Origin of the sequence: Streptomyces sp. NPDC093546, assembly GCF_044765045.1 — a bacterium.
Lineage (GTDB): Bacteria > Actinomycetota > Actinomycetes > Streptomycetales > Streptomycetaceae > Streptomyces.
In genome coordinates this window covers 539152-564716 of sequence record NZ_JBIWJG010000002.1, presented here as the reverse complement: position 1 = coordinate 564716, position 25565 = coordinate 539152, and the positions used below count along the sequence as shown (strand labels likewise).

The 25565-nt window shown below is 73.0% G+C and carries 20 protein-coding genes; 3 read left to right on the top strand and 17 right to left on the bottom strand.

Going from position 1 to position 25565, the window contains the following annotated elements; all coding sequences use genetic code 11:
- Positions 1 to 6 precede the first annotated feature (6 nt).
- From tmk to bldG, 8 genes are all read right to left on the bottom strand, one after another.
- A complete protein-coding gene (gene tmk / locus ACIRNI_RS05735; protein WP_403548613.1) occupies positions 7 to 3126 on the bottom strand; it encodes a dTMP kinase in 3120 nt (1039 codons plus the stop codon).
- Positions 3127 to 3222: 96 nt separating this feature from the next.
- Entirely contained in the window at positions 3223 to 6087 is a 2865-nt protein-coding gene (topA, locus tag ACIRNI_RS05730) for a type I DNA topoisomerase (protein WP_403548611.1), read from the bottom strand.
- A 364-nt stretch (positions 6088 to 6451) separates the two neighbouring features.
- Positions 6452 to 6649 (bottom strand): hypothetical protein, encoded by a 198-nt coding sequence (locus ACIRNI_RS05725; RefSeq protein ID WP_361425937.1) that lies wholly within the window; start codon positions 6647 to 6649, stop codon positions 6452 to 6454.
- Positions 6650 to 6860: 211 nt separating this feature from the next.
- Positions 6861 to 8375 carry a methyltransferase gene (locus tag ACIRNI_RS05720; RefSeq protein ID WP_403548609.1) on the bottom strand — a complete coding sequence of 505 codons (1515 nt, stop codon included), beginning with the start codon at positions 8373 to 8375 and terminating at the stop codon, positions 6861 to 6863.
- A gap of 113 nt (positions 8376 to 8488) precedes the next feature.
- Entirely contained in the window at positions 8489 to 9172 is a 684-nt protein-coding gene (locus ACIRNI_RS05715; protein ID WP_403548607.1) for a small secreted protein, read from the bottom strand.
- A gap of 186 nt (positions 9173 to 9358) precedes the next feature.
- A complete protein-coding gene (locus tag ACIRNI_RS05710; RefSeq protein ID WP_403548605.1) occupies positions 9359 to 11749 on the bottom strand; it encodes a sodium-translocating pyrophosphatase in 2391 nt (796 codons plus the stop codon).
- Positions 11750 to 12031: 282 nt separating this feature from the next.
- Positions 12032 to 12493 carry an ATP-binding protein gene (locus ACIRNI_RS05705; protein ID WP_356646459.1) on the bottom strand — a complete coding sequence of 154 codons (462 nt, stop codon included), beginning with the start codon at positions 12491 to 12493 and terminating at the stop codon, positions 12032 to 12034.
- Positions 12494 to 12719: 226 nt separating this feature from the next.
- Positions 12720 to 13073, bottom strand: coding sequence for an anti-sigma factor antagonist BldG (bldG, locus tag ACIRNI_RS05700; protein WP_403548603.1), 354 nt, complete (start codon positions 13071 to 13073; stop codon positions 12720 to 12722).
- Between the two features lie 79 nt (positions 13074 to 13152).
- Here bldG and ACIRNI_RS05695 point away from each other — a divergent pair, with 79 nt between their 5' ends.
- Positions 13153 to 15630: a DEAD/DEAH box helicase gene (locus ACIRNI_RS05695; protein ID WP_403548601.1), complete on the top strand. Its 2478-nt coding sequence runs from the start codon at positions 13153 to 13155 to the stop codon at positions 15628 to 15630.
- Here ACIRNI_RS05695 and ACIRNI_RS05690 read toward each other — a convergent pair.
- From ACIRNI_RS05690 to ssd, 7 genes are read right to left on the bottom strand one after another with little or no spacing between them, the layout of a single operon-like run.
- The gene (locus tag ACIRNI_RS05690) at positions 15572 to 15976 is read right to left on the bottom strand and encodes an Rv3654c family TadE-like protein (RefSeq protein WP_403548599.1); all 405 of its coding nucleotides are present in this window, start codon (positions 15974 to 15976) and stop codon (positions 15572 to 15574) included. The two genes, ACIRNI_RS05695 and ACIRNI_RS05690, sit on opposite strands and share 59 nt — an antisense overlap.
- A 38-nt stretch (positions 15977 to 16014) precedes the next feature.
- Positions 16015 to 16344, bottom strand: a complete 330-nt coding sequence (locus tag ACIRNI_RS05685; RefSeq protein WP_403548834.1) for a TadE family type IV pilus minor pilin — start codon at positions 16342 to 16344, stop codon at positions 16015 to 16017.
- 31 nt (positions 16345 to 16375) lie between these two features.
- Complete coding sequence (locus ACIRNI_RS05680; RefSeq protein WP_403548597.1) at positions 16376 to 16564, bottom strand: DUF4244 domain-containing protein; 189 nt, start codon at positions 16562 to 16564, stop codon at positions 16376 to 16378.
- Positions 16565 to 16599: 35 nt separating this feature from the next.
- A complete protein-coding gene (locus ACIRNI_RS05675) occupies positions 16600 to 17358 on the bottom strand; it encodes a type II secretion system F family protein (RefSeq protein WP_403548595.1) in 759 nt (252 codons plus the stop codon).
- Positions 17355 to 18203: a type II secretion system F family protein gene (locus tag ACIRNI_RS05670; protein WP_403548593.1), complete on the bottom strand. Its 849-nt coding sequence runs from the start codon at positions 18201 to 18203 to the stop codon at positions 17355 to 17357. The genes ACIRNI_RS05675 and ACIRNI_RS05670 overlap by 4 nt, the downstream gene beginning before the upstream one ends.
- Entirely contained in the window at positions 18200 to 19351 is a 1152-nt protein-coding gene (locus ACIRNI_RS05665) for a TadA family conjugal transfer-associated ATPase (RefSeq protein WP_403548591.1), read from the bottom strand. Before ACIRNI_RS05665 ends, ACIRNI_RS05670 begins: the two co-directional genes overlap by 4 nt.
- A complete protein-coding gene (ssd, locus tag ACIRNI_RS05660) occupies positions 19348 to 20451 on the bottom strand; it encodes a septum site-determining protein Ssd (RefSeq protein ID WP_403548589.1) in 1104 nt (367 codons plus the stop codon). Before ssd ends, ACIRNI_RS05665 begins: the two co-directional genes overlap by 4 nt.
- Positions 20452 to 21052: 601 nt before the next feature.
- On the opposite strand from ssd, the gene ACIRNI_RS05655 reads away from it, so the two are divergent.
- On the top strand, positions 21053 to 21883 hold the full coding sequence (locus tag ACIRNI_RS05655) for an HAD family hydrolase (RefSeq protein ID WP_403548587.1): 831 nt from the start codon (positions 21053 to 21055) through the stop codon (positions 21881 to 21883).
- Between the two features lie 365 nt (positions 21884 to 22248).
- Here ACIRNI_RS05655 and ACIRNI_RS05650 read toward each other — a convergent pair whose 3' ends face one another.
- On the bottom strand, positions 22249 to 23103 hold the full coding sequence (locus tag ACIRNI_RS05650) for an oxidoreductase (protein ID WP_403548585.1): 855 nt from the start codon (positions 23101 to 23103) through the stop codon (positions 22249 to 22251).
- 112 nt (positions 23104 to 23215) lie between these two features.
- Between ACIRNI_RS05650 and ACIRNI_RS05645 the strand changes: the two genes are divergently transcribed.
- A complete protein-coding gene (locus tag ACIRNI_RS05645; protein WP_403548583.1) occupies positions 23216 to 24202 on the top strand; it encodes an ATP-binding protein in 987 nt (328 codons plus the stop codon).
- Here ACIRNI_RS05645 and ACIRNI_RS05640 read toward each other — a convergent pair.
- Positions 24190 to 25467 carry a hypothetical protein gene (locus ACIRNI_RS05640; protein WP_403548582.1) on the bottom strand — a complete coding sequence of 426 codons (1278 nt, stop codon included), beginning with the start codon at positions 25465 to 25467 and terminating at the stop codon, positions 24190 to 24192. The genes ACIRNI_RS05645 and ACIRNI_RS05640 overlap by 13 nt on opposite strands.
- Positions 25468 to 25565 lie beyond the last annotated feature (98 nt).

The window sequence follows — 25565 nt, the reverse complement described above, 5'->3', positions numbered from 1 at the left end:
CGCCCCTCAGCGCCGGCGGCGGCCGCCCCGCGGGTCGTCGTCCTCGTCGTCGTGCGGGCCGAGCAGCTCGTCCGCGAGGGACGGCAGGTCGTCGAGGGGCGTCTCCTCCGCCCAGTCGGAGCGCCGCCGCGGCCGCCCCTGCTCGTCCACCTGCGGCAGCTCGCGGGTCCGCTCGCTCGGCGCGGCACCGTCCGGCTCCTCGTCCCGGAAGAACCCCGGCGGTACGCGGTCGGCGGGCCGGTCGGCCCGTACGGGCGGGAGGACGGCGGTCTCGTCGAGGGCGGCGTCCGGGCCGGTGGCGCGCACCGGAGGCAGGACCGCCGTCTCGTCCGCCGCACCGGCGTACTCGGGACCCGGCTCCTCTCGGACGGGCCGCAGAACCGTCGTCTCGTCGTCCCTGCGCGTGTCGTCCTTGCGCATGTTGACGCGCGGGACCGGGACCTCCTGGGTCTCCTCGTCCGGGTTCACGACCGGTGTCGGCACCGTGGTCTCGGTGGCGGACACCCCCGCCGAGGCGTGCGACGCCGAAGCCGCGGCCGCGGCCGCCGCCTCCTCCGCGCGGCGGCGGGCCTCCTCCGCGCGCAGCAGGGCCTCCTCGGCCTTGCGCTGCTTCTCCAGGCGCCGCGCCTCGGCCTCGGCACGGAGCCGCTCCTGCTCCTCCTTCAGCTTGCGCAGCCGCTCCTGCTCCTCGCGGCGGGCCTTCTCCTCGGCCTCGCGCCGCCGCCGCTCCTCCTCGGCGAGCCGGCGCGCCTCCTCCGCCCGCCGCCGGGCCTCCTCGGCCTGGCGCTCGGCCTCGCGGCGCCGCGCCTCTTCCTCCTCGCGGCGCTTGCGCTCCTCCTCCTCGGCGCGCAGCTTGGCGAGCTGCTCCTGGCGCTCGCGCTCCAGGCGCTCCTCCTCGGCCTTGCGGGCGGCCTCTTCCTCGGCCTTGCGCCGGGCCTCCTCCTCGGCCGCCTTCCGCGCCTCCTCGGCGGCCTTCACCTCGGCCTCGGAGAGCGGCAGCATCTGGTCGAGCCGGTGGCGGATGACGGTGGTGACGGCCGCCGGCTCCTGACCGGCGTCCACCACCAGGTAGCGCCCGGGGTCGGCCGCCGCGAGGGCGAGGAACCCGCCCCGGACCCGCCGGTGGAACTCTGCGGGCTCCGACTCCAGCCGGTCCGGCGCCTCCGTGAACCGCTCCCGCGCGGTCTCCGGGGAGACGTCCAGCAGGACGGTCAGGTGGGGTACGAGTCCGCCGGTCGCCCAGCGGTTGATGCGGGCGATCTCGGTCGGGGACAGGTCGCGGCCGGCGCCCTGGTAGGCGACCGACGAGTCGATGTACCGGTCGGAGATCACGATCGCGCCGCGCTCCAGGGCGGGGCGGACCAGCGAGTCGACGTGCTCGGCGCGGTCGGCCGCGTACAGCAGCGCCTCCGCGCGGTTGGACAGTCCGGCGCTGGAGACGTCGAGCAGGATCGAGCGGAGCCGCTTGCCGATGGGCGTGGCGCCCGGCTCGCGGGTGACGACGACCTCGTGGCCCTTGGCGCGGATCCACTCGGCGAGCGCCTCGACCTGGGTGGACTTGCCGGCTCCGTCGCCGCCCTCCAGGGCGATGAAGAACCCGGTCTTCGAGGGAGCCTGCGCCGGGTCCGCGCCCCGCAGCGCGTCGCGCAGGTCGCGGCGCAGCGGCACGCCGGAGCGGTCGTCGGTCCTGGCCAGGACCAGTACGGCGACGGGCAGCAGCAGCGCGCCCGCCAGCATCAGCGTGAAGGCCGCGCCGCCGTGCGCGAAGACGAAGTCGCCGCTCGCGAGCCGGTGCGGTCCGATCGCGGCGGCCAGCAGCGGGGCGGCGAGCGCGCCGAGCGCGATGGCGACCCGTACGACCGCCTGGAGGTGCGCGGTGACGCGCGGCCGCCGGAACTCCTCGCTCTCCTGGTCGATCAGCGCGTGCCCGGTGTGGGCGGCGACGCCGGCCGCCAGGCCCGCCCCGAGCGCGAGGAACAGCACGGTGGCGGTGTCCGGCACCAGCCCGGTCGCGAGGAGCGCGACGCCGGTGGTGGCGAGCGCGAGCGCCAGCAGGCGGCGGCGGGACAGCGCCGGCAGTACGGCGCGCGCGGACCGGATGCCGAGGCCCGTCCCGCCCGTCAGGGCGAGGATCAGCAGCGCGAAGGCGACCGGCCCGCCACCGAGGTCCTTGGCGTGCAGTACGGCGACGGAGGCGGCGGCCGCGATGGCGCCGGCAACGGCGGCGCAGCCCAGTACGAGCAGCGGTATGGCGCCCGTGCGGCCCTTGTCCGGACCGCTGCCGGTCGACGGGCGGCGCAGGCCCTCCAGCGGGGAGCGGGGGCGCGGGGTCTGGGTGTCGGGCAGTTCCAGGAAGTACAGGACGGAGACGGAGGCGGCGAAGAGCCCGGCCGCGACGTACGAACCGAGGGCCGCCTGGTGGTCCGAGAACCAGTCGATGCCCGCCCCCAGCACGTTCCCGACGAGCGTGGCGACGAGGAGCGCGGCCGCAGCGGCGGGGATGGCGACGAAGGCGGTACGCAGCGAAAGGCGCCGCAGCGCGTCCATGTGGTCCGGCAGCGGGCGCACGGCCGCGCCCTCGGGCGGCGGGGCGGGCAACAGCCCGGGGGCGGCGCTCTCCTTGGCGACGGTCCAGAAGCGCTCGGCCACGCCCGCCAGGAAGACGGTGGAGAGGAGGAACGCGAGCGCCTTGCCCGGCGTCCAGTCGATCCACAGGGGTGCGACGATCAGCAGCGCGACGCGCACGCCGTCCGCCCCCACCATGGTCCAGCGCCGGTCCAGCGGCCCGCCGGGCGCGGTGAGCGTGGTCATGGGCCCCAGCAGGACGGCACCGAAGAGCAGGGTGGCCAGGATCCGCGCCCCGAACACGGCGGCGACGGCGAACGCCGCGCCCCGGTACCCACCGCCGAACGCGTCCTCGGTGACCGCGGCCTGCAGCGCCAGGAGCACCAGGACCAGCAGGGCGAGGGCGTCTCCGACCCCGCCGACCAGCTGCGCGCTCCACAACCGCCGTAGCGGTTGGTTGCGCAACAGTGCCCGTACGGCGCGCTCGCGGGAGTCCGCGGCTAGTGCGGCGTCGGAGTCTGAGGTGGGGCTCAAGACCGTTGGCTGCTCGGCTCGCGTCATCCCCTCAGCCTATCCGGCCGGACCGACACCCAGTCGTCCCCACCCGAACAAACGCCCGTGCTCGTGGGGCGCCCCCGCAAGCCCCCCGTACGCTCCCTACTCCTCCGACGACGCCTTGGAGGCCGCGGCCTTCTTGGCGGTGGTCTTCTTGGCCGTCGTCTTCTTGGCCGCGGTCTTCGTCGCCGTCGTCTTCTTCGCCGCGGTCTTCTTCGCGGCCGCGGTCGTCGTCTTGGCGGCGGTCTTCTTGGCGGTGGCCTTCTTGGCCGGCGCCTTCTTCGCGGTCTTCTTCGCCGGGCCCTTCGCGCGCTTCTCCGCGAGCAGCTCGTAACCGCGCTCCGGCGTGATCGTCTCCACGCTGTCGCCGGTGCGCAGGGTCGCGTTGGTCTCGCCGTCCGTGACGTACGGTCCGAAGCGGCCGTCCTTGACGACGACCGGGCGCTCGCTCACCGGGTCGGTGCCCAGCTCCTTCAGCGGGGGCTTGGCGGCGGCGCGCCCGCGCTGCTTCGGCTGGGCGTAGATCGCGAGGGCCTCCTCCAGCGTGATCGTGAAGAGCTGCTCCTCGTCCGTCAGCGACCGCGAGTCCGTGCCCTTCTTCAGGTACGGGCCGTAGCGGCCGTTCTGCGCGGTGATCTCGACGCCTTCGGCGTCGGTGCCCACGACGCGCGGCAGCGACATCAGCTTGAGCGCGTCCTCCAGGGTGACCGTGTCGAGGGACATGGTCTTGAAGAGGGAGGCCGTGCGGGGCTTGACGGCGTTCTTGCCGGTCTTCGGGGTGCCCTCGGGGAGGATCTCCGTGACGTACGGGCCGTAGCGGCCGTCCTTCGCGACGATCGTGTGACCGGTCGCCGGGTCCGTACCCAGCTCGTACTCGCCGCTCGGCTTGGCGAGCAGCTCCTCCGCGAGCTCGACGGTGAGCTCGTCGGGGGCGAGGTCGTCCGGGACGTCGGCGCGCTGGTGGCCCTCCTGGTCCTTCTCACCGCGCTCGACGTACGGGCCGTAGCGGCCGACGCGCAGCACGATGCCGCCGCCGACGGGGAAGGAGGAGATCTCGCGGGCGTCGATCGCGCCCAGGTCGGTGACCAGCTCCTTCAGGCCGCCCAGGTGGTCGCCGTCGCCGTTCCCGGCTTCGGCGGCACCGCCCGCGACCCCGGTGCCGTCGCCCTCGCCGAAGTAGAAGCGCTTCAGCCACGGCACGGCCTGCGCCTCGCCGCGCGCGATGCGGTCGAGGTCGTCCTCCATCTTCGCCGTGAAGTCGTAGTCGACGAGCCGGCCGAAGTGCTTCTCCAGCAGGTTGACGACGGCGAAGGAGAGGAAGGACGGCACGAGGGCCGTGCCCTTCTTGAAGACGTAACCGCGGTCGAGGATCGTGCCGATGATCGAGGCGTACGTCGACGGGCGGCCGATCTCGCGCTCTTCCAGCTCCTTGACCAGCGAGGCCTCGGTGTAGCGGGCCGGCGGCTTGGTGGCGTGGCCGTCGACCGTGATCTCTTCGGCGGTCAGCGCGTCGCCCTCGGCGACCTGCGGCAGCCGGCGCTCGCGGTCGTCAAGCTCGGCGTTCGGGTCGTCGGCGCCCTCGACGTACGCCTTCATGAAGCCGTGGAAGGTGATGGTCTTGCCGGAGGCGGAGAACTCGACGTCCCGGCCGTCGGCGGCACGGCCGCCGATCTTGACGGTGACGGAGTTGCCGACCGCGTCCTTCATCTGGGAGGCGACGGTCCGCTTCCAGATCAGCTCGTACAGCTTGAACTGGTCACCGGTCAGCCCGGTCTCGGCGGGCGTGCGGAAACGATCACCCGAGGGGCGGATCGCCTCGTGCGCCTCCTGCGCGTTCTTGACCTTCCCGGCGTACACGCGGGGCGCGTCCGGCAGGTAGCCGGCGCCGTACAGCTGCGTGACCTGGGCCCGGGCCGCCGCGATGGCGGTCTCGGAGAGGGTCGTCGAGTCCGTACGCATGTAGGTGATGAAGCCGTTCTCGTACAGCTTCTGGGCGATCTGCATGGTCGCCTTCGCACCGAAGCCGAGCTTGCGGCTGGCCTCCTGCTGGAGTGTGGTGGTGCGGAAGGGGGCGTACGGGGAGCGGCGGTACGGCTTCGACTCGACCGACCGGACGCCGAAGGAGGTGTCGGCGAGGGCCGCGGCCAGGGCGCGCGCGTTCGCCTCGTCCAGGTGGAGCACCTGGCCGGCGGAGGACTTCAGCTGCCCGTCGGAGCCGAAGTCGCGGCCCTGGGCGACACGCCGGCCGTCGACGGTGGCGAGGCGGGCGGTCAGGGTGGAGGGGTCGGAGAGGTCACCGGCGCGGCCGGTGGCGAAGGTGCCGGTCAGGTCCCAGTACTCGGCGGAGCGGAAGGCGATGCGCTCGCGCTCGCGCTCGACGACGAGGCGGGTGGCGACGGACTGCACGCGGCCGGCCGACAGCCGGGGCATGACCTTCTTCCACAGGACCGGCGAGACCTCGTAGCCGTAGAGGCGGTCGAGGATGCGGCGGGTCTCCTGGGCGTCGACCATGCGCTTGTTCAGCTCGCGCGGGTTGGCGACGGCGGCCTGGATCGCGTCCTTGGTGATCTCGTGGAAGACCATCCGGTGGACCGGGACCTTGGGCTTGAGGACCTCCAGCAGGTGCCAGGCGATGGCCTCGCCCTCGCGGTCCTCATCGGTGGCGAGGAAGAGCTCGTCGGACTCGGCGAGCTGCTCCTTGAGCTTCCTGACCTGGGCCTTCTTGTCGGCGTTGACGACGTAGATGGGCTGGAAGTCGTGCTCGACGTCCACCCCGAGGCGGCGCACCTCGCCGGTGTACTTCTCGGGCACCTCGGCGGCGCCGTTGGGGAGGTCGCGGATGTGCCCGACGCTCGCCTCGACGACATAGCCGGGGCCGAGGTAGCCCTTGATCGTCTTCGCCTTGGCAGGCGACTCGACGATGACGAGTCGGCGGCCGCCCTGTGCGGTCTCGCTGGTCGGGGACAACTTCGCTCTTCTCTCCGGTCGACGCTCGGTGGAGTGTGCGGCGCGGTGCGTGCGCATGACCTGCCCGCACACCGTGTGCACTGCTCACACACTGCTCACGCACTGTGCTCGCTTCTGCTCGCTCTGCTCGCTCACAGCTGTGACGCTGCTGTCGCTGCGGAGTGTGACGGTACAACCCGCCCCCGTGTCAAACGGCAAAAGACCGCAACGGCCACTCGAACGGTAACCCGAGTCCGGCCATTCCTGCCGCCCGGACTCCCCTCACGGCACGGAGCCGCCCATTCCGCCGTGGCTCCGGCAGTGGCTCCGGCCCGTGGTACTCGCCGCGGCGCCCGCCGCGGCTCTCGCTCCCCCGGAGCGATGGTCAGACCCGGCCGAAGCACCACGCCCCGAGGATCACGAAGGACGCTCCGAGGCAGGTCGCGAAGGTGACCGCCGCCACCGGGCTGACGCCGTACGCGACCGGCGCGCGGTGCAGGACGCGCGCTCCGGTCCACACGAGCAGCGCCGCTCCGAACAGCGTGAACGCCACGCCGGCGAAGATGGCCGGTCCGCTCTCCATGCCCGTACCCCGTTCCGTTCCCTGGTGCCTGCTGCCCTCAGGGGCGAGGCTGACACCTTCGGACGTCAGGAGCGCGAATTGCGGGTGAACGGCGCGGGGTGGACGGCTCGGTTTCACCCGCGCGGCGCCTTCGCGATCTTGGCCGGTTTCCTCCCTTCTCCTGCTGGTCCCCTGCCTGGTGATCACCTGCGTGCGGACCCGGTGCCTGCTGTCACGTGGCCGCCGCCGGCTCCAGGAAGCCCTCCTCCACCAGCAGCCGGATCGCCTGCGGGGTGCGGTCCCGCAGCAGCACCGGGTCCTCCCCCAGCAGTTGCGCGATCGCGTCGAGGATCCGCCCGGCGCTCAGCGACCCGTCGCACACGCCGGCGAAGCCCGCGCCGACGGCGTCCACCTTGGTGGCGCGCCGCATGCCGCGGTGCTGACGGAGCACCACGTGCTCGGGGTCCTCCGCGCCGGGCAGGCCGACCTGCTCCTGTACGACCTCGGGCGCGAGGACGAAGCGGTCGGCGAGGAGCGCCGCGTCGTCGCGCGACCGCAGGTAGTCCTGGCGGGCGAAGTGCGCCCGGACCGTCTCGCCGAGCGGCTGTTCGACCGGGTGGGGCCAGTCCTCGATCACGATCGACGGCCGTTCGGCACCGGACTTGCGCAGCGTGATCCACCCGAAGCCCACGGCCTTGGTCTTGGTCGCCTCGAACTCGTCCAGCCACGCGTCGTACCGCGCCTCGTACGCCTCCCGGCCCGCCCGGTGGTCGCCCGCGTCCCGCAACCACAGCTCGGTGTACTGGGTGACGTCCTGCACTTCACGCTGCACGATCCAGGCGTCGCAGCCGAGCGGCACCCAGGAGCGCAGCCGCTCCTGCCAGTCCTCTCCCTCGACGTGCTGCCAGTTGGCGAGGAAGTGCGCGTAACCCCCGTCGTTGAGCCGGTCGCCCGCCTGCTGGACGAGCGTGCGGCACAGGTCGTCGCCACCCATCCCGCCGTCCCGGTAGGTCAGTCGGGCACCGGGCGAGATGACGAACGGCGGGTTCGACACGATCAGGTCGTACGACTCCGACTCCACCGGCTCGAAGAGCGAGCCCGTGCGCAGGTCGGCCTCCGGCGCCCCGGACAGCGCGAGCGTGAGCCGGGTGAAGCCCAGCGCCCGCGGGTTGAGGTCGGTCGCCGTCACCCGGGTGGCGTGCTGCGCGGCGTGCAGCGCCTGGATGCCGGAGCCGGTGCCGAGGTCCAGCGCGGCGGCGACGGGCGTGCGGACGGTGAGCCCGGCGAGCGTGGTGGAGGCGCCGCCGACGCCGAGGACCACGCCCTCGCCGTGGCCGCTCGCCCCGCCGGCACCGCCCACGGCGCAGCCGAGGTCGGAGACGATGAACCAGTCCTCGCCCTCCGGGCCGCCGTACGGGCGTACGTCCACGGTCGCGCGGACGTCCCCGCCCTCCTCGGCGAGCCAGCCGTCGGCGAGCGCCTCCTCCAGCGGCAGCGCGGCGCGCGCCCGGTCCCGCGGCACGGGCCGCTGGAGCAGGAACAGCCGCACGAGCGTGTCGAGCGGCCCGTCCCCGCGGGTGGCGCGCAGGGCGGGCACCGTCTCGCTGCGGGCGAGCGCGGCGTAGGCGGCTGCGCCGAGGCGCTCCAGCAGCCCGTCTGCGGTGAAGTCGGCCGCGAGCAGGGCGTCGCGGAGGCGGGCGGCGCGGTCGGGCACCGGAAGGCTGGCGAGAAGGCTGGTCGTACTCACCCGTTCATTGTGACCGCCACCACTGACAACCGCCGATCGGCCCGGCGCACGTGGCCGGCGCCGGGCCGGCGCCGGGCGCGAGCGGAGCGGGCGCCGCGCCGCTCGCGGCTCCGCTACTCGGAGCCCTTGCCGCTGCTCGCCGAAGCGCTGGGAGCGGCCGAGGCGCTCGCGGCGGCGGAAGCGTTCGCGGCGGCCGAAGGGGAGGCGGCGGAGCCGGGCTTGGCGGGCGGGACCGTCGGCGAGACCGTCGCCTTGGCCTTCTGGCAGCCGGGCTGCTTGGCCATCGCCTGGCCCAGCTCGCCGGACTGGAGCTTGGCCAGCGCGTCCTGGTCCATCTTCTCGATCCGCTTCAGCCCGTCGGCGACCGTGGACAGCCCGTCCGCGAACTTCCGCTGGTCCTTCGGGTCGAGCGCGTCGACCTGCTTCTTCAGCGCCTCGTACGCCGTGGCGGTGTCGTTGAGCTCCTTGACCGCGTCCTGCTGGAGCTTCTCGCCGTTCTCGACGGGCGGCGCGCCGGCCTCCTGCACGGCCTTGGCGAGCGCCTTGTCGGCGTCGGCGATGTCCTGGAAGGCCTTCGAGTCCGCGGCCTGGATGTCGGCGGGCTTGCCGTCGGCGGCCGTGGAGACGATGGCCTGCTGGGCGTTGGCCCTCTTCTGGATCTGCGGCTGCGCCTGGTCGCACACCTTCTTGGCCCAGGCGTCCACCTTGCCGCCGTCCTCGTCGTCGCCGCCGCAGCCCGACAGCACGAGCATCAGTACCGCACCGCCGGACAGTGCGGCCGCAAGCTTCTTGTTCACCGGATTGGTCCCTTCCAAGGCTCTCGGCCCCGGAACATACACGCCAAGTGGGCGACATCCGCGTGTCGCGCGACCATTTCGTACGCTTTTGCGCCGTTTGCATCAAGGGAGAGACGGCTCACGATGACGTGCGGACGGGCGGACGGGGCGTCAGTTCGCCCCGCCCGCCCACCTGCTGACCAGGCGCTAGACGGCGGATGCCCCGCTCGCCACCCGTTCCGGTGAGTTGTTGTCTTCGTCACCCATGGACACGGAGCGCCGCTTGGACACGTACACCGCTCCGATGATGACGACGATCGACAGCGCCGCCACCCCCGCCCGTACGCCGGGGCTGGCGTCGTCGCCGTAGCTGAACTGCACGACGGCGGGCGCGATGAGCAGCGCCACGAGGTTCATGACCTTCAGCAGCGGGTTGATGGCCGGTCCGGCGGTGTCCTTGAAGGGGTCGCCGACGGTGTCGCCGATGACGGTCGCGGCGTGCGCCTCGCTGCCCTTGCCGCCGTGGTGGCCGTCCTCGACGAGCTTCTTGGCGTTGTCCCAGGCACCGCCGGAGTTGGCGAGGAAGACGGCCATCAGGGTGCCGGTGCCGATGGCGCCCGCGAGGTACGCGCCCAAGGCGCCGACGCCAAAGGTGAAGCCGACGGCGATCGGGGCCATGACCGCGAGCAGCCCGGGTGTGGCCAGCTCGCGCAGCGCATCCTTGGTGCAGATGTCGACGACGCGCCCGTACTCCGGCTTCTCGCTGTAGTCCATGATCCCGGGGTGCTCGCGGAACTGCCGGCGCACCTCGTAGACCACGGCCCCGGCCGACCGCGACACCGCGTTGATCGCCAGCCCGGAGAAGAGGAAGACGACGGCGGCGCCGAGGATGAGCCCGACCAGGTTGTTGGGCTGGGAGATGTCCATGACGAGATTGCGCTCGGTGGCCAGGGCTCCCACATCGGCGACCGCCGTGGCGATGGCATCGCGGTACGAGCCGAAGAGCGCGGCCGCCGCCAGGACGGCGGTGGCGATGGCGATGCCCTTGGTGATGGCCTTGGTGGTGTTGCCGACGGCGTCGAGGTCGGTGAGGACCTGGGCGCCGGCGCCCTGGACGTCGCCGGACATCTCGGCGATGCCCTGGGCGTTGTCGGAGACCGGGCCGAAGGTGTCCATGGCGACGATGACGCCGACGGTGGTGAGCAGGCCGGTGCCGGCCAGCGCCACCGCGAAGAGCGCGAGCGTGATCGACGCACCGCCGAGCAGGAACGCCCCGTACACCGACAGCCCGATCAGCAGTGCGGTGTAGACGGCGGACTCCAGGCCGACGGAGATGCCGGCGAGGACCACCGTGGCGGGGCCGGTCAGCGACGACTTGCCGATGTCCCTGACCGGGCGGCGGCTGGTCTCGGTGAAGTACCCGGTCAGCTGCTGGATCAGGGCGGCGAGCACGATGCCGATGGCCACGGCCACCAGCGCGAAGACGCGCGGGTCGCCACCGTGGGTGCGGATGGCGGACTCCGTGACGCCGTCGAGGGCGGCGAAGGAGGAGGGGAGATAGACGAAGACGGCGACGGCGACGAGCGCGAGCGAGATCAGCGCGGAGATGAAGAACCCGCGGTTGATGGCGGTCATCCCGCTGCGGTCGGCGCGCCGCGGGGCGACCGCGAAGATGCCGATCATCGCGGTCACCACGCCGATCGCCGGAACGATCAGCGGGAACGCCAGTCCGAGGTCGCCGAAGGCGGCCTTGCCGAGGATCAGCGCGGCGACCAGCGTCACGGCGTACGACTCGAAGAGGTCGGCCGCCATGCCGGCGCAGTCGCCGACGTTGTCGCCGACGTTGTCGGCGATGGTGGCGGCGTTGCGCGGGTCGTCCTCGGGGATGCCCTGCTCGACCTTGCCGACGAGGTCGGCACCGACGTCGGCGGCCTTGGTGAAGATGCCGCCGCCGACTCGCATGAACATGGCGATGAGCGCGGCACCGAGGCCGAAGCCCTCCAGCACCTTGGGGGCGTCGGCGGCGTAGACGAGGACCACGCAGGAGGCGCCGAGCAGGCCGAGGCCCACCGTGCACATGCCGACGACTCCACCCGTACGGAACGCGATCTTCATCGACCGGTGCGAGACGGTCGTCAGATCCTTTTCCGGCTGGCCGGGCGCGGGAGTCGCCTCCCGAGCGGCCGCCGCCACCCGTACATTCGCGCGTACGGCGAGCCGCATGCCGATGTATCCGGTCACCGCCGAGAAAAGCGCGCCGACCAGGAAGAAGAGCGAGCGTCCCGCGCGCTGCGACCAGTTGTCCGCCGGAAGCAGCATCAGCAGGAAGAAGACGACGACGGCGAAGACCGCGAGGGTCCGCAACTGCCGTGCCAGATAGGCGTTCGCGCCTTCCTGCACGGCCGCCGCGATCTTTTTCATGGCGTCGGTGCCCTCACCGGCGGCCAGGACCTGCCGTACGAGGAGCTGCGCCACGACCAGGGCGGCGAGCGCCACGGCCGCGATGACGATCACGATGACGCGATTCTCGTCGGTGAGTACCGCGGCGGCGAGAGAAGTGGGGTGCCCGGACAGCTGTGTTTCGAAGAGCCCCGCCATTCGTCCTCCTTGACGTCAGAAGAGCTCAAGATGTGGACGGATTGTAGGGAGCGGAACCCGATCAAAACAGGGCGCCGTAGAACAGAATTGACCTTCCCTGGCCGGTCGGCAAATGATCGGTTTCGGGAAACCACTCGAACGCAGTAATACTTTTGATCTTCCCTACCGTGATCGACGATCAATTCCGGTGATCGGCCATTGTCCGGGAAATGGAAAAAGGCCCTGCTCAGCAGGGCCTTGCGGAGCTGCCCACGCCGCCGGGGGCGGGTGCGGCGGGTGAGGTCAGGGAAGCGTGGTGGTGGAGCTCGCCGGCCAGCTCATCCGGATGACACCGCCGTGCTCATCGGCCGATACCTCCACGTCGTCGACGAGCCCGCTGATGACCGCGAGGCCCATCTCGTCCTCGCCCTCCGCGTCGTCGAAGTCCTCGGCGGGCACGGTGGAGCCTCCGGTGACGGGGACCCCTGCGGCGTCGGCGTCGGCGACGGCCGCGCCCGGCACGTCGTCGGCGACCTCGATGGAGAACGCCTTGTCCTCCTCGGTCAGCGCGACGCGGATGGGAGCCGTGACGCCGTTGCTGCGGTGCAGCCCGACCGCGCGGGAGCACGCCTCACCGACGGCGAGCCGGACCTCGTCCAGCACGGCTTCGTCGACTCCGGCCCTGCGCGCCACGGCGGCTGCCACCAGACGGGCGGTCCTGACGTGCTCGGGCTGGGCGCTGAAGCGGAGTTCAACGGTGGCCATGCGATCCCCCTCGGACATGAGAGCGTGCGTCTGAGAGGACCGGGCTGGACGCCCGGCACCTCTGCCCTACTCTCCGGAAGGCTCCTCGCGGGGGCTGTGTACGCCCCTGGGAGGGCCCTTCCGTCCGGACCGGGTCCGGACCCTGGTCCGGACGACGGTCAGGACCCCGGAGAGCTCCTCCGGAGGACATGCCTCCGGAGGCTCGTACCGGAAGGCTCCTGCCGGCTCAGTCGGTCGCCGCGACGGCTTCGTCCACCGACGTGTGGATGGGGAACACCTTCGTCAGACCGGTGATCCGGAAAATCTTGAGAATGCGCTCCTGGTTGCAGACCAGACGCAGGGAACCCTCGTGCGCGCGCACGCGCTTGAGACCACCCACGAGCACGCCAAGGCCGGTCGAGTCGAGGAAGTCCACACCCTCCATGTCGACGACCAGGTGGTAGCTGCCGTCGTTCACCAACTCGACCAACTGCTCGCGCAGCTTGGGCGCGGTATACACATCAATCTCGCCACCGACCTCGACGACCGTACGGTCGCCTGCAGGGCCGGGCACAATGCGAGTCGACAGGGACAGGTCCACGGATCCTCCAGCACCTTGCTATCGAGCGGTCGCCCCTCGGATCTCCCCAGCGGAGCCGGGGGACGGATCGCCAGCCGCGATGGCATTCAATCACTTACCAGCAGCCATGCACGACGCCTTGGGAGCATTGTCGGTCACGCCGGTGACACACTCGGTGCCGATGGCCATGAATCACCGCCCCAGTCGACCTCCCGAGAACATGGGCTCCCGGCCCTCCCCCGGTACGGTCCTCGACCGGCTCACCGCAGGGGCGAACCGGGCTGCGCGCATCACTCATACGGAGCACCTGCCCCCTCGGGCGGGTCGGCATGCCCTCTGGCCCGACCGGATCCGGCCGGAGGTGATCAAGGCCATCCGGGCGGCCGGAATCGACCATCCGTGGGCCCATCAGGCCGAGGCCGCCGAGCTGGCCCTCGACGGGGAGTCGGTCGTCATCGCCACCGGCACCGCGTCGGGCAAGTCCCTCGCCTATCTGGCGCCCGTCCTGTCCGCGCTGCTCGACGGCTCGGAGGCCCCCAACGGCCGGGGGGCCACCGCCCTCTACCTCGCCCCCACCAAGGCCCTCGCCGCCGATCAGCGCCGCTCGGTCAAGGAGCTGGCCGCCCCGCTGGGGACCCGCGTCCGGCCCGCCGTCTACGACGGCGACACGCCCGTCGAGGAGCGGGAGTGGGTCCGCCAGTACGCCAACTACGTGCTGACCAACCCGGACATGCTCCACCGGGGCATACTCCCGTCCCATCCCCGCTGGTCCTCCTTCCTGCGCGCCCTGCGCTACGTGGTCGTCGACGAATGCCACACCTACCGGGGCGTCTTCGGCTCCCACGTCGCCCAGGTGCTGCGGCGCCTGCGCCGCCTGTGCGCCCGCTACGGCTCCTCCCCCGTCTTCCTCCTCGCCTCCGCCACCGCCGCCCAGCCGGCCCTGGCCGCCGGGCGCCTCACCGGTGTGCCCGTGTCCGAGGTCGCCGACGACGCCTCACCGCGCGGCGAGCTGGTCTTCGCCCTGTGGGAGCCGCCGCTGACCGAGCTCCAGGGCGAACAGGGCGCCCCGGTGCGCCGTACCGCCACCGCGGAGACCGCCGACCTCCTGACCGACCTGACCGTCCAGGGCGTCCGGTCGGTCGCCTTCGTCCGCTCCCGGCGCGGCGCCGAGCTGATCTCCGTCATCGCCAAGGAGCGCCTGGCGGAGGTCGACCGCTCCCTGCCGAAGCGGGTCGCCGCCTACCGGGGCGGCTACCTGCCCGAGGAGCGCCGGGCGCTGGAGCGGGCCCTGCACTCCGGCGAGCTGCTCGGGCTCGCCGCGACCACCGCCCTGGAGCTGGGCATCGACGTCTCCGGCCTGGACGCCGTCGTGATCGCCGGGTATCCCGGCACCCGGGCCTCGCTGTGGCAGCAGGCGGGCCGCGCCGGGCGCTCGGGCCAGGGGGCGCTCGCGATCCTGGTCGCCCGCGACGACCCGCTGGACACCTATCTCGTGCACCACCCCGAGGCGCTGTTCCGCCAGCCGGTCGAGTCGACCGTCCTGGACCCGGACAACCCGTACGTCCTCGCCCCCCATCTGTGCGCGGCGGCGGCCGAGCTGCCGCTCACCGAGTCCGACACGGCGCTGTTCGGCCCGGCCGTCGCGGATCTGCTGCCGCAGCTGGAGTCGGCCGGCCTGCTCCGGCGGCGCGCGTCGGGCTGGTACTGGACGCGCCGGGAGCGGGCCGCCGACCTGACGGACATCCGGGGCGAGGGCGGCAGCCCCGTCCGGATCGTCGAGGCGGGCACGGGCCGGCTGCTCGGCACGGTCGACGAGCCGGCCTCCCACGCCGCCGTTCACGAAGGCGCCGTCCACCTCCACATGGGCCGCACCTACCTCGTGAAGGAGCTGGACCTGAAGGACTCGGTGGCCCTGGTCGAAGAGGCCAATCCGCCGTACTCCACCACCGCCCGCGACACCACCTCCATCTCCGTACTGGAAACCGACACCGAGATCCCGTGGGGCGACGGGCGCCTCTGCTACGGCTCCGTCGAGGTCACCAACCAAGTCGTCTCCTTCCTGCGCCGCCGCCTGATCACCGGCGAGGTGCTCGGCGAGACCAAACTCGACTTGCCGCCGCGCACCCTGCGCACCCGCGCCGTGTGGTGGACCGTCACCGAGGACCAGCTGGACGCCGCCCGGGTGAACCCGGAGCAGCTGGGCGGCGCCCTGCACGCCGCCGAGCACGCCTCCATCGGCCTGCTGCCGCTCTTCGCCACCTGTGACCGCTGGGACATCGGCGGCGTGTCCATCCCGCTCCATCCGGACACGCTGCTGCCGACGGTCTTCGTGTACGACGGTCATCCGGGAGGAGCGGGCTTCGCGGAGCGCGCCTTCCACACCGCCCGCGAGTGGCTCACCGCGACCCGTGAGGCGATCGCGTCCTGCGAGTGCGAGGCGGGCTGCCCCTCCTGCATCCAGTCGCCCAAGTGCGGCAACGGCAACGACCCGCTGCACAAGCGCGGCGCCGTGCGCCTCCTCACGGAACTGCTGCGGGGAGCCCCGGCAGCGCCCGAGGAGGCCCCGCCCGCGCCCTGACCTCCGGCGCGTACGGCCCGAAGGCCGCCCGTGCGGTCACGTCGGCGATCTCGCCGCGCACCGTGCACCGCACCACCTCCGCCCGCTGGGCGCGGGCGACCCGGGCCGCCGTGGCGCAGGCGTGCTCGCCGCCCCACAGGGCCGTGTCGGCGGCCGCGAGGGCGGCCAGATCGGCCGCCGCGCCCGCCCGGTGCCGGGCGGCCACGGCCTGGCCCAGGGCCAGGACCACCGCGAAGACCACGCACAGCGCGCTCGCCGCCATGACGACCCAGACGGTGGCAAGACCCCGGTCGGTGCCCGGGCCCGCACCCCGGCCCCTGCTCCGCCCGACCGCGCGGCCCGTCACGCGGACCTCTGTTCGGCCCACCGGCCGGGCCGGCCCCTTCACGGGCCCACCCCCACGGTGTCCTCCGCGAGCGCGGCCGCCTCCGCGCGCAGGGTCAGGGCGAGCGCGCCCGGGCCCGGCGCCGGGGCCTCCACACGCACCCGCCAGAGCTCCCCGGCGCGCTCCATCGACACACGCGCCCCCGTCGGAGCGGCCGAGCGGGCGGCCGCCACGGCCGTCTCGCGGGGCTCCGAACGGGCCGCCGCCCGCGCCCCGGCCCGGGCCGCGTCCACACACTGGATCTGCGCGGCGGCCGCCGCCAGCGCCCAGATCAGCGCCATCGTGAAGGCCACCAGCGCGGGCACCGCCACCGCGGCCTCCGCGGTCACGAAGCCGCGGTCACCAGCGGCGGTTCCGGCTTCAGAACGGCGCATCGAGAGCCCTCCCGATCACCGACTCCAGCCGTCCCGACACCGCGTCGCTCGTGACGATCTTGTAGAGCACCGCCGCGAAGGCGCAGGCCGCCAGCGTTCCCATGGCGTACTCGGACGTACTCATGCCCGCGTCCCCGCGCAGCCGGGCGAGCCCGGCCTTCAACCGCTTCCACATCGCATTCCCCACTCATCGATTCGAAGTTCACCCGTTCACAGCAATCCGCCGGCCAGCCCCACGAGCACCGGCGCCACCCCGACCGCGAGGAACGCGGGCAGGAAACACAGCCCCACCGGCGCGGTGATCAGCACCTGGGCCCGCTGGGCCCGGGCCGCCGCGGCACGCTCCCGCTCCGCGCGCAGCCCGGCGGCGAGCCGGGACACCGCGTCGGCGGCGGGTGCCCCCGAGGCCGACGCCCGCTCGAGACAGCGGGCCAGCCCCAGGGCGCCCGGTATCGCGGCGAACCCGCCCCACGCCTCGGCCGGTTCGCCACCCAGCCGCAACTCGGCGGCCGTACGGGCCAGCCGCTCCCCGACAGGGCCGCCCAGGGACTCCCCGACCGCCTCCGCCGCCTCGCGCGGCCCCGCCCCAGCCGACAGGCACGCCGCCAGCAGGTCCGCCGCCAGCGGAAGGCCCTGCACCACCCGCCCGTCGTCGGGCAGCGGTCTCGGGCGCCGCTGCCAGCGCCACACGCCATAGGCGCACGCCACCGCCACCGCCCCACCGACAAGCCCCTCGACCAGCACGTATCCGGCGAGAGCCGCGGCCACCGGAGCGGTCCAGCGCCTTGCCCACGCCCCGTACAGCGGACGCCGTGGCGGGCGCCGGGCGCACCGCACCCCCAGCAGGGCCGCCATCCGCCCGCGCCCCCGGCGCTCGCGGCGCAGGGCCGCCAGCGACCACACCGTCCAGGCCGCACCGGCGGCGAGCGCGAGCACCGTCCCCAGCCTGTGGAGAAGCTCGGCGTTCACGGCTCCTCCCCCGCCCGCACGATCCGGCCGGCCCACCACAGGCCCGCCGCCTCCAGCAGCCCGCCCACGACGAGGCACCCCGCGCCCGCCGGAGTGTGCAGGAGCACCCGCAGCGGATCGGCCCCCATGGCCCAGCCCATGGCCAACCCCACCACCGGCAGGACAGCCAGCAGCCCCACCGTGGCCCAGGCGCCCGTCAGCTGCGCTCTCAGCCGCTCGCGCTGGTCCCGCCGCTCCCGCAGGGCCGCCTCCAGCCGGTCGAGACCCGCTGCCAGTCCTGCGCCGCTGTCCGCCGCCACCTGCCAGCAGGCCGCCATCCCTGCCAGCCCGTCCGCGCCCTCCTCCCGGGCCGCCCGCCGCAGCGCCTCCGGTACGTCACCGCCGAACCGCGCCGCCGCCAGCACCGCGGCCTCCTCGCCGCCCAACGCGCCCGTGGAACCGGCGGCGAAACGCAGCGCCTGCCCCGGCTGCCACCCGGCGCGCAGCTCACCCGCGACCGCCCCGCACAGCGCGACCACCGCCTCCGCCCGCCGGTCGCGCGCCCGCCCGCGCTCCCGGGCCGCGAGCCGCCGCCTCACCAGCGGCACCGCCGCGCCGCCCGCCAGCAGCGGCAGCACAGAGGCGCCGAGCACGGCGATCAGACCGCCCACCGCCAGGCACAGCCACTCGCGCCGCAGCCGCAGCACCGGCCACCACCGCCGCCAGGCCCAGGGCTCGGGCGGTGCCTCGGCGCCCGCGCCCGCGAACAGCAGTCGCGCTCGCCGCACCCCTCGCTCCCCGGCCACCAGCAGCCAGGCCGCCGCACCGGCGCAGACCGCCACCGCGTACACCGGTTGTCCCGTCACCACCGCGCACCTCCGATCAGCGAGCGCAGCCGCTCCCAGCCCCGCTCGTACAGGAACCCGTCCGCGCCCCACCGCAGCGCGGGCACCGTCACCACCAGCCCCTGCCGGTCCCGCTCCAGCACGTGCACCTCGGCGACCCGCCGCCGCCCGCCCCGGTCGCGCACCAGGTGCACCACCACCGACAGGCCGGCCGCGACCTGGCTGTGCAGCGCCGCCCGGTCGAGCCCCGCCGCCGTGCCGAGCGCCTCCAGCCGGGCCGGTACGTCGGCCGCGGTGTTGGCGTGGACCGTGCCGCAGCCGCCCTCGTGGCCGGTGTTCAAAGCGGCCAGCAAGTCCGTCACCTCGGCGCCGCGCACCTCGCCCACGACCAGCCGGTCCGGCCGCATCCGCAGCGCCTGCCGCACCAGGTCGCGCAGGGTCACCCGCCCGACGCCCTCCTGGTTCGGCGGACGCGCCTCCAGCCGCACGACGTGCGGATGGTCGGGCCGCAACTCGGCCGAGTCCTCGGCCAGTACGATCCGCTCGCGCTCACCGACCAGTCCCAGCAGGGTCGACAGCAGCGTCGTCTTGCCGGAGCCGGTCCCACCGCTGACCAGATAGGAGGCACGGGCCTCCACGAGCGCTCGCAGCACCCGGTCCCCGCCCGGTGGCACCGTCCCGGCCGTGACCAACTCCCGCACGGAGAAGGCCCGCGGGCGGACCACCCGCAGCGACAGACACGTCGAGCCGACCGCCACCGGAGGCAGCACCGCGTGCATCCGTGTCCCGTCCGGCAGGCGGGCGTCCACCCACGGCCGGGCGTCGTCGAGCCGCCGGCCGGCCACCGCGGCCAGCCGCTGCGCCAGCCGGCGCACCGCCGCCGCGTCCGGGAAGGCCACGTCCGTCAGCTCCAGCCCGCCGCCCCGGTCCACCCACACCCGGTCCGGCGCCGACACCAGGACGTCCGTCACCGCGGGGTCGGCCAGCAGCGGCTCCAGCAGACCCGTACCGACCAGCTCGGACCGCAACTCCTCCGCGGCGCCCAGCACTTCCGCGTCGCCCAGCAGTCTGCCCTGCGCCCGCAGGGCGGCCGCCACCCCGGCCGGTGTCGGTTCGGAGCCGCTCTCCGCGAGCCGGCGGCGTACGGACTCCAGCAGTCCCGCCGTCATGACGCCCCCTGCCCGGCGAGCGCGCGCTCCCAGAACGCCGCGCAGAACCGGCCCAGCGGGCTGCGCGCGCCGTCACCCGGCGGGACACCCGCGTCGATATCGACCATGAGCCCGGGCTGCAGGGGCAGTTCACCGGCGAGCGGCAGCCCGATCACATCGGCGACCCACTGTTCGTCCACCCCGGCTGCGTACGGCCCGCGTGCCACGACCCGCAGATCGCGCAGGATCATCCCGGCCGCCGACGCCACCCGCTTTGCGCCCGCGACGGCGCGCAGTTCGCCGGGCACGACGAGCAGGCCGAGGTCCAGCTGCGCGAGCGCCTCCGCGGTGGCCTCGTCGATCCGGCGCGGCAGGTCGACGACGACCACGCCGCCGCGTCGGCGCGCCGCCCCGAGCACCGACCGCATCGCCTCGGGCGGGATCGCCACGGCGTCGCCCCGGTCCCAGCTGAGCACCCGCAGGCCCCGCAGCGCGGGCAGCGACTCCTCCAACGCACCTGCCGCGACACGGCCCTTGGAGGCGGCGAAATCCGGCCATCGGCGGCCTTCCGCCTGCTCGCCGCCGAGCAGCACGTCCAGGCCGCCGCCCAGCGGATCGCCGTCCACGAGCATCGTGCGCCTCCCGCCGCGGGCCGCGGTGACCGCCAGCGCGCACGCCAGCGTCGAGGCCCCCGCGCCGCCCCGGCCGCCGATCACCCCGACGGTGAGGGCCTGCGGTCCCACGCCCTCCACCACGTCCGCGATCCGGTCGACGAGCCAGCTCTCCGCATCGGGCAGCCGCAGCACGCAGTCGGCGCCGATCTCCACCGCACGGCGCCACACGTCGGGATCGTCCTGGTCATGGCCGACGAGCAGGACGCCGCTGCGACGCGTGGCCCCGCGGCACCGGACGGCCGCGTCGTCCCCCACCAGGATCAGCGGCGCGTCCTCCCAGGCCGTCCGGTGCTCCGGCACCGTGTGGTGGACCTCCGGGTGCGCTCCGGCCGCGGCGCACAGCCGCAGCAGGTCGTCGAGAAGCTCCGCGTCCTCCGTGACGATCAGCGGCCCGGCCTGCCGCGCCTCGGATGCCGACGCCCCGTCGGATGTGTGTGATCCGGCCATAATTCCGCCCCCTGCTCACTGTGTCGCACACTTCGCCCGCACTTCCTCCCGCGCTCGCGCAGGAGTGGTGCGGGTGTTCATTCGCGAGCTGTTCGCGGCGCGTTCGCGGACCCTCCGCACGGTCTCCGCGTCACCTTCGACGGCGTTCGTACGGGAGGCGAGATCCGCGAATCCCGCCGACCGCGGACTTCGCGGCTGGAATCACCGTGCACGGCTTCCGGAAAAAAAGTGGATCTTGCTCGGAAACTGTGGACAACTCACCGCTTGTGAATATCCCGTTAGCCCATACCAGCGACTTCCGGAGCGCAGCACATCCGCTACGCTGAGTGAGCAACACCTCGCGCCGAAGGTCGGCGCGTCCAAAGCGCCGGGGAGGGCGGAATGATCGGAAGCAAGCGGGCCCGACGTACGAAAACGCGTCCGGACATGCGACGACCCCCGCCGGGGGGGAGAGCGGGGGTCGTCTTCTCCGGCCGACTCGGGGGGGGAGGAGTCGGACCGGGTTAGCACGGTCGCGAACGATCCGTGACTTCCATGGTGTACCCGAGAGGCCTCTCAGGCAAACCCACACGCCCCAGCGTACGCCGAATGGCGGGCACCTATGCTCAGGCTCGTGGAAAACCACTCCTTGCCGCGCACCGCAGCCTTCTTTGACCTGGACAAGACGGTCATTGCGAAGTCATCGACCCTGACCTTCAGCAAGTCCTTCTACCAAGGCGGCCTGATCAACCGCCGCGCCGTCCTGCGGACTGCCTACATCCAGTTCGTCTTCCTCGCCGGAGGCGCCGATCACGATCAGATGGAGCGGATGCGGGAGTACCTCTCCGCGCTCTGCAAAGGCTGGAACGTCCAGCAGGTCAAAGAACTGGTCGCCGAGACCCTGCACGACCTGATCGACCCGATCATCTACGACGAGGCCGCGTCCCTCATCGAGGAACATCACGCCGCCGGCCGGGACGTCGTGATCGTCTCCACGTCCGGCGCCGAGGTCGTCGAGCCGATCGGGGAGCTCCTCGGGGCCGACCGGGTCGTGGCGACCCGCATGGTCGTCGGCGACGACGGCCGTTTCACCGGAGAGGTCGAGTACTACGCCTACGGACCGACGAAGGCGCAGGCGATCCGGGAGCTCGCCGAGTCGGAGGGGTACGACCTGTCGGGCTGCTACGCGTACAGCGACTCCGCCACCGACGTACCGATGCTGGAAACCGTCGGGCACCCTTACGCGGTCAACCCGGACCGGGCGCTGCGCCGCGAGGCGCTGACCCGCGGATGGCCGGTTCTCGTCTTCACCCGTCCGGTGCGGCTCAAGCAGCGCCTGCCCGCGCTGAGGATGCCGCCCCGCCCGGCGCTCGTCGCGGCGGCCGCGGTGGGTGCGGCGGCGGCCACGGCCGGGCTCGTCTGGTACGCCAGCAGGCGTCGCCAGCCGGCGTAGGCCTCGCTTCACCTCACCCTCTCCCAGCGCCCGTTTCACCCCGGCTTGATAAGAAAAACCAATAAGCGGAACTAGGGCTTTCGCTTCCCCGGGTACGGGAGTACAAAGGAGTTAACGGCCCGCGAGACCGGAGGACATCCGAAAGGATCACCTGTTAAGCAAGAAGGCCCCACGGACCGAAGCACAGAAGCCGAGCACCCACGCGACGTCGACCCGTCGATTACGGGCCAGCCGCACCAGGCGTCGGGCAAAGCACCCCGCCTGATGGGCACATTTCGAGGACGCATGGTAACTGGGCGGACGTGCCAGCGGCGGTACCGCATATCGGTACCGCCGCAACCCTGTCCGCCAGGCAACCTTGTCCGCTAGGCGGCGCCGCGCTGGAGCGCCTCGCACACCGCCGTCGACTCCCGTACGCCGAGTTCCACCGCCCGGCCGCAGTGCGCGATCCACGCCGCCATCCCGTCCGGCGTCCCGGACAGATAGCCGTCGAAGGCGGCCACGTACGCCTCCCGCCCCAGCTCGGCGTGGCCCACCTCGGCCGGGCAGATCGCCTTGGGGTCCAGCCCGCTGCCGATCAGCACGATGCGCTCCGCCGCCCGCGCCACCAGGCCGCTGTACGTGGTGAAAGGCCGCAGCGCCAGCAGCTCGCCGTGCACGACCGCGGCCGTCACCAGCGCCGGGGCCGAGCTGCCCGCGATGAGCAGGTCCGCCAGGCCCTCCAGGCGGCCGACGACCTCGGCGGCGTCCGGCAGCGGCGCCCGGATCAGCGGCTCGTCGACGGCCTCGCCGTCCTGCCGGGGCCTGCCCACCGCGTCGGCGGTGTCCGCGGAAACCCCCGCGTCCCCGGGTTCGCCCGGGTCGCCCGCCGCCACCAGATGGAGTCGCGCCAGCACGCGCAGCGGTGACTGCCGCCAGATGGACAGCAGCTGGCCGGCCTCGGCGCCCAGGCGCAGTGCGGCACCGACCGTCCGGGCCTCCGCGTCACCGCTGAAGTCCGTCCGCCGGCGTACCTCCTCCAGCGCCCAGTCGGCACCCGCCAGCGCCGCCGAGGCGCGCGCGCCGCGCAGTGCGGCCTCGGAGGTGATCTCGCTGCTCCGGCGGCGCATCACCCGGTGGCCGTAGACCCGGTCGACGGCCTTGCGTACGGACTCCACGGCATCGGGGACACCCGGCAGGGCGCCCAGGGCGGCCAAGGGGTCAGCGGCACTCGTACTCATAAGTAGGGAGGCTACGCGCCTGGCGTCTTCCGACCCACCGCCGAGTGGCGATCCTCATACGCGCCACAACATGGCGCAATCGCACCGCTACGCACCGCTACTCTATATGAATATGAAGATCGCTTTCGTTGGGAAGGGCGGCAGCGGCAAGACCACGCTGTCCTCGCTCTTCGTCCGCCACCTCGCCGCCACCGGTTCGCCCGTCATCGCCGTCGACGCCGACATCAACCAGCACCTGGGCACCGCTCTCGGTCTGGACGAGGCAGAGGCCGCCGCGCTGCCCGCGATGGGTGCGCACCTGCCCCTCATCAAGGAGTACCTGCGGGGGACGAATCCCCGGATCGCGTCCGCCGAGACGATGATCAAGACGACCCCGCCCGGCGAGGGCTCGCGCCTGCTGCGGGTCCGCGAGGACAACCCCGTCTACGACGCCTGCGCCCGTCCCGTACGGCTGGACGACGACGAGATCAGGCTCATGGCGACGGGCCCCTTCACCGAGACCGACCTGGGAGTGGCCTGCTACCACTCGAAGGTCGGGGCGGTGGAACTGTGCCTCAACCACCTGGTCGACGGGTCCGACGAGTACGTGGTCGTCGACATGACGGCCGGCTCGGACTCGTTCGCGTCCGGCATGTTCACCCGCTTCGACATGACGTTCCTGGTGGCAGAGCCGACCCGCAAGGGTGTGTCGGTCTACCGCCAGTACAAGGAGTACGCCCGCGACTTCGGTGTCGCGCTCCGGGTCGTCGGCAACAAGGTGCAGGGCCAGGACGACGTGGACTTCCTGCGCGAGGAGGTCGGCGACGACCTGCTGGTGACGGTCGGCCAGTCCGACTGGGTGCGCGCGATGGAGAAGGGCCGCCCGGCCCGGTTCGAGCTGCTGGAGTCCGACAACAGGGCGGCGCTGCGGACGCTCCACCGGGCGGCGGCGGACGCGTACGCGCACCGCGACTGGGAGCGCTACACGCGCCAGATGGTCCACTTCCACCTGAAGAACGCGGAGAGCTGGGGCAATGCGAAGACGGGCGCCGACCTGGCGGCCCAGGTCGACCCCGCCTTCGTACTGGGTGAGGGGATCGGCGCCGTTCAGCCCGCCTGACGGGCCTTGGCGGGTGAGGCCGCCGGGGCGGCCGGGCGGGCGGCGAGGAACTCCGCCCAGCCGCCCTTCGGCGCCTCCCCGACCTTCAGCGTGCGCATCTTCGCCAGGACGGCGGGGTCCTGCGCGTCCAGCCAGTCGGCGAGCTGCCGGAAGGACACACAGCGCACCTCCGCCCGGACGCAGACCTGCGCGATCGTCTCCTCGACGGCGCGCATGTACGTTCCGCCGTTCCACGACTCGAAGTGGTTGCCGATGATCAGCGGGGCGCGGTTGCCGTGGTACGCACGGTCGAAGGCCTGGATCATGCCGTCGCGGAACTGGTCACCCCAGTAGTCGTGCATCGAGGGGGCGCCCTTGGCGGTGCCCGACTGGTTGACCATGAAGTTGTAGTCCATGGACAGCGTCTCGAACTGCCGCCCCGGGACCGGGATCATCTGCAGGCCCAGGTCCCACAGCCCGTGCTCCTTCTCGGGCCACATCTGGTTGTTGATGCCGCTGGTGTCGTAGCGCCAGCCCAGCTCGCTCGCGGCGCGCACGAAGTTCTCCCGGCCCTCCAGGCAGGGGGTGCGGGCGCCGATGAGCTCCTTGTCGTAGTCGAACGGCAGCGGTTGCTCCGCGGTCAGGCCGGCGTTGGTCTTCCAGTTCTTGACGAAGGCCTTGGCCTGGGCGATCTCGCTCTTCCAGTCGGTGACCGACCAGGTGCCCACCCCCGACTCCGGCCCGCAGAAGTGGCCGTTGAAGTGGGTGCCGATCTCGTTGCCCTCCTGCCAGGCGCCGCGCAGCTGGCGCACGGTGTCGCGGATGCCCTCGCGGTCGTTGAAGCCGATGTCGGAGCGGCCGGGCGCGTGTCCGGGCGGCTGGTAGAGCGCCGCCTTCTCCTCCGGCAGCAGGTAGACGCCGCTGAGGAAGTACGTCATCGTCGCGCCGTACTTCTTGCCCACCTTGCGGAAGTGGGAGAACAGCTTCTGACTGTCCTCGCCGGCGCCGTCCCAGGAGAAGACGACGAACTGTGGCGGCCGCTGACCGGGCTTCAGGCGCTCCGGCTTGCGCAGCCCGGGCTGGGCGCCGGTGAAGGCGGTGGAGCCGTCGCCGATGAGCCGGACCGCGTTCTGGGGGGCCGCCGCCTTCTTCGGACCGGGGGCGCCCTCGGTGCGGGCGGCCTCGTCGGAGCCGCCGCATCCGGCCAGTCCGGCGACCAGCGCCGCCGCGGTCGCGGCAGCGGCCGCGGCCGTACCGACAGTGAACCTCTTCGTGACGGCCATCATCCGCCCGCCCTTCTCTGCTTACGGGGTGCTTTCGGGTGCCCCCAGGGGCCCAAGGGCCTGCTGAGAGCGCCGTCAACCTCGCATCACGGGCGGGAGTA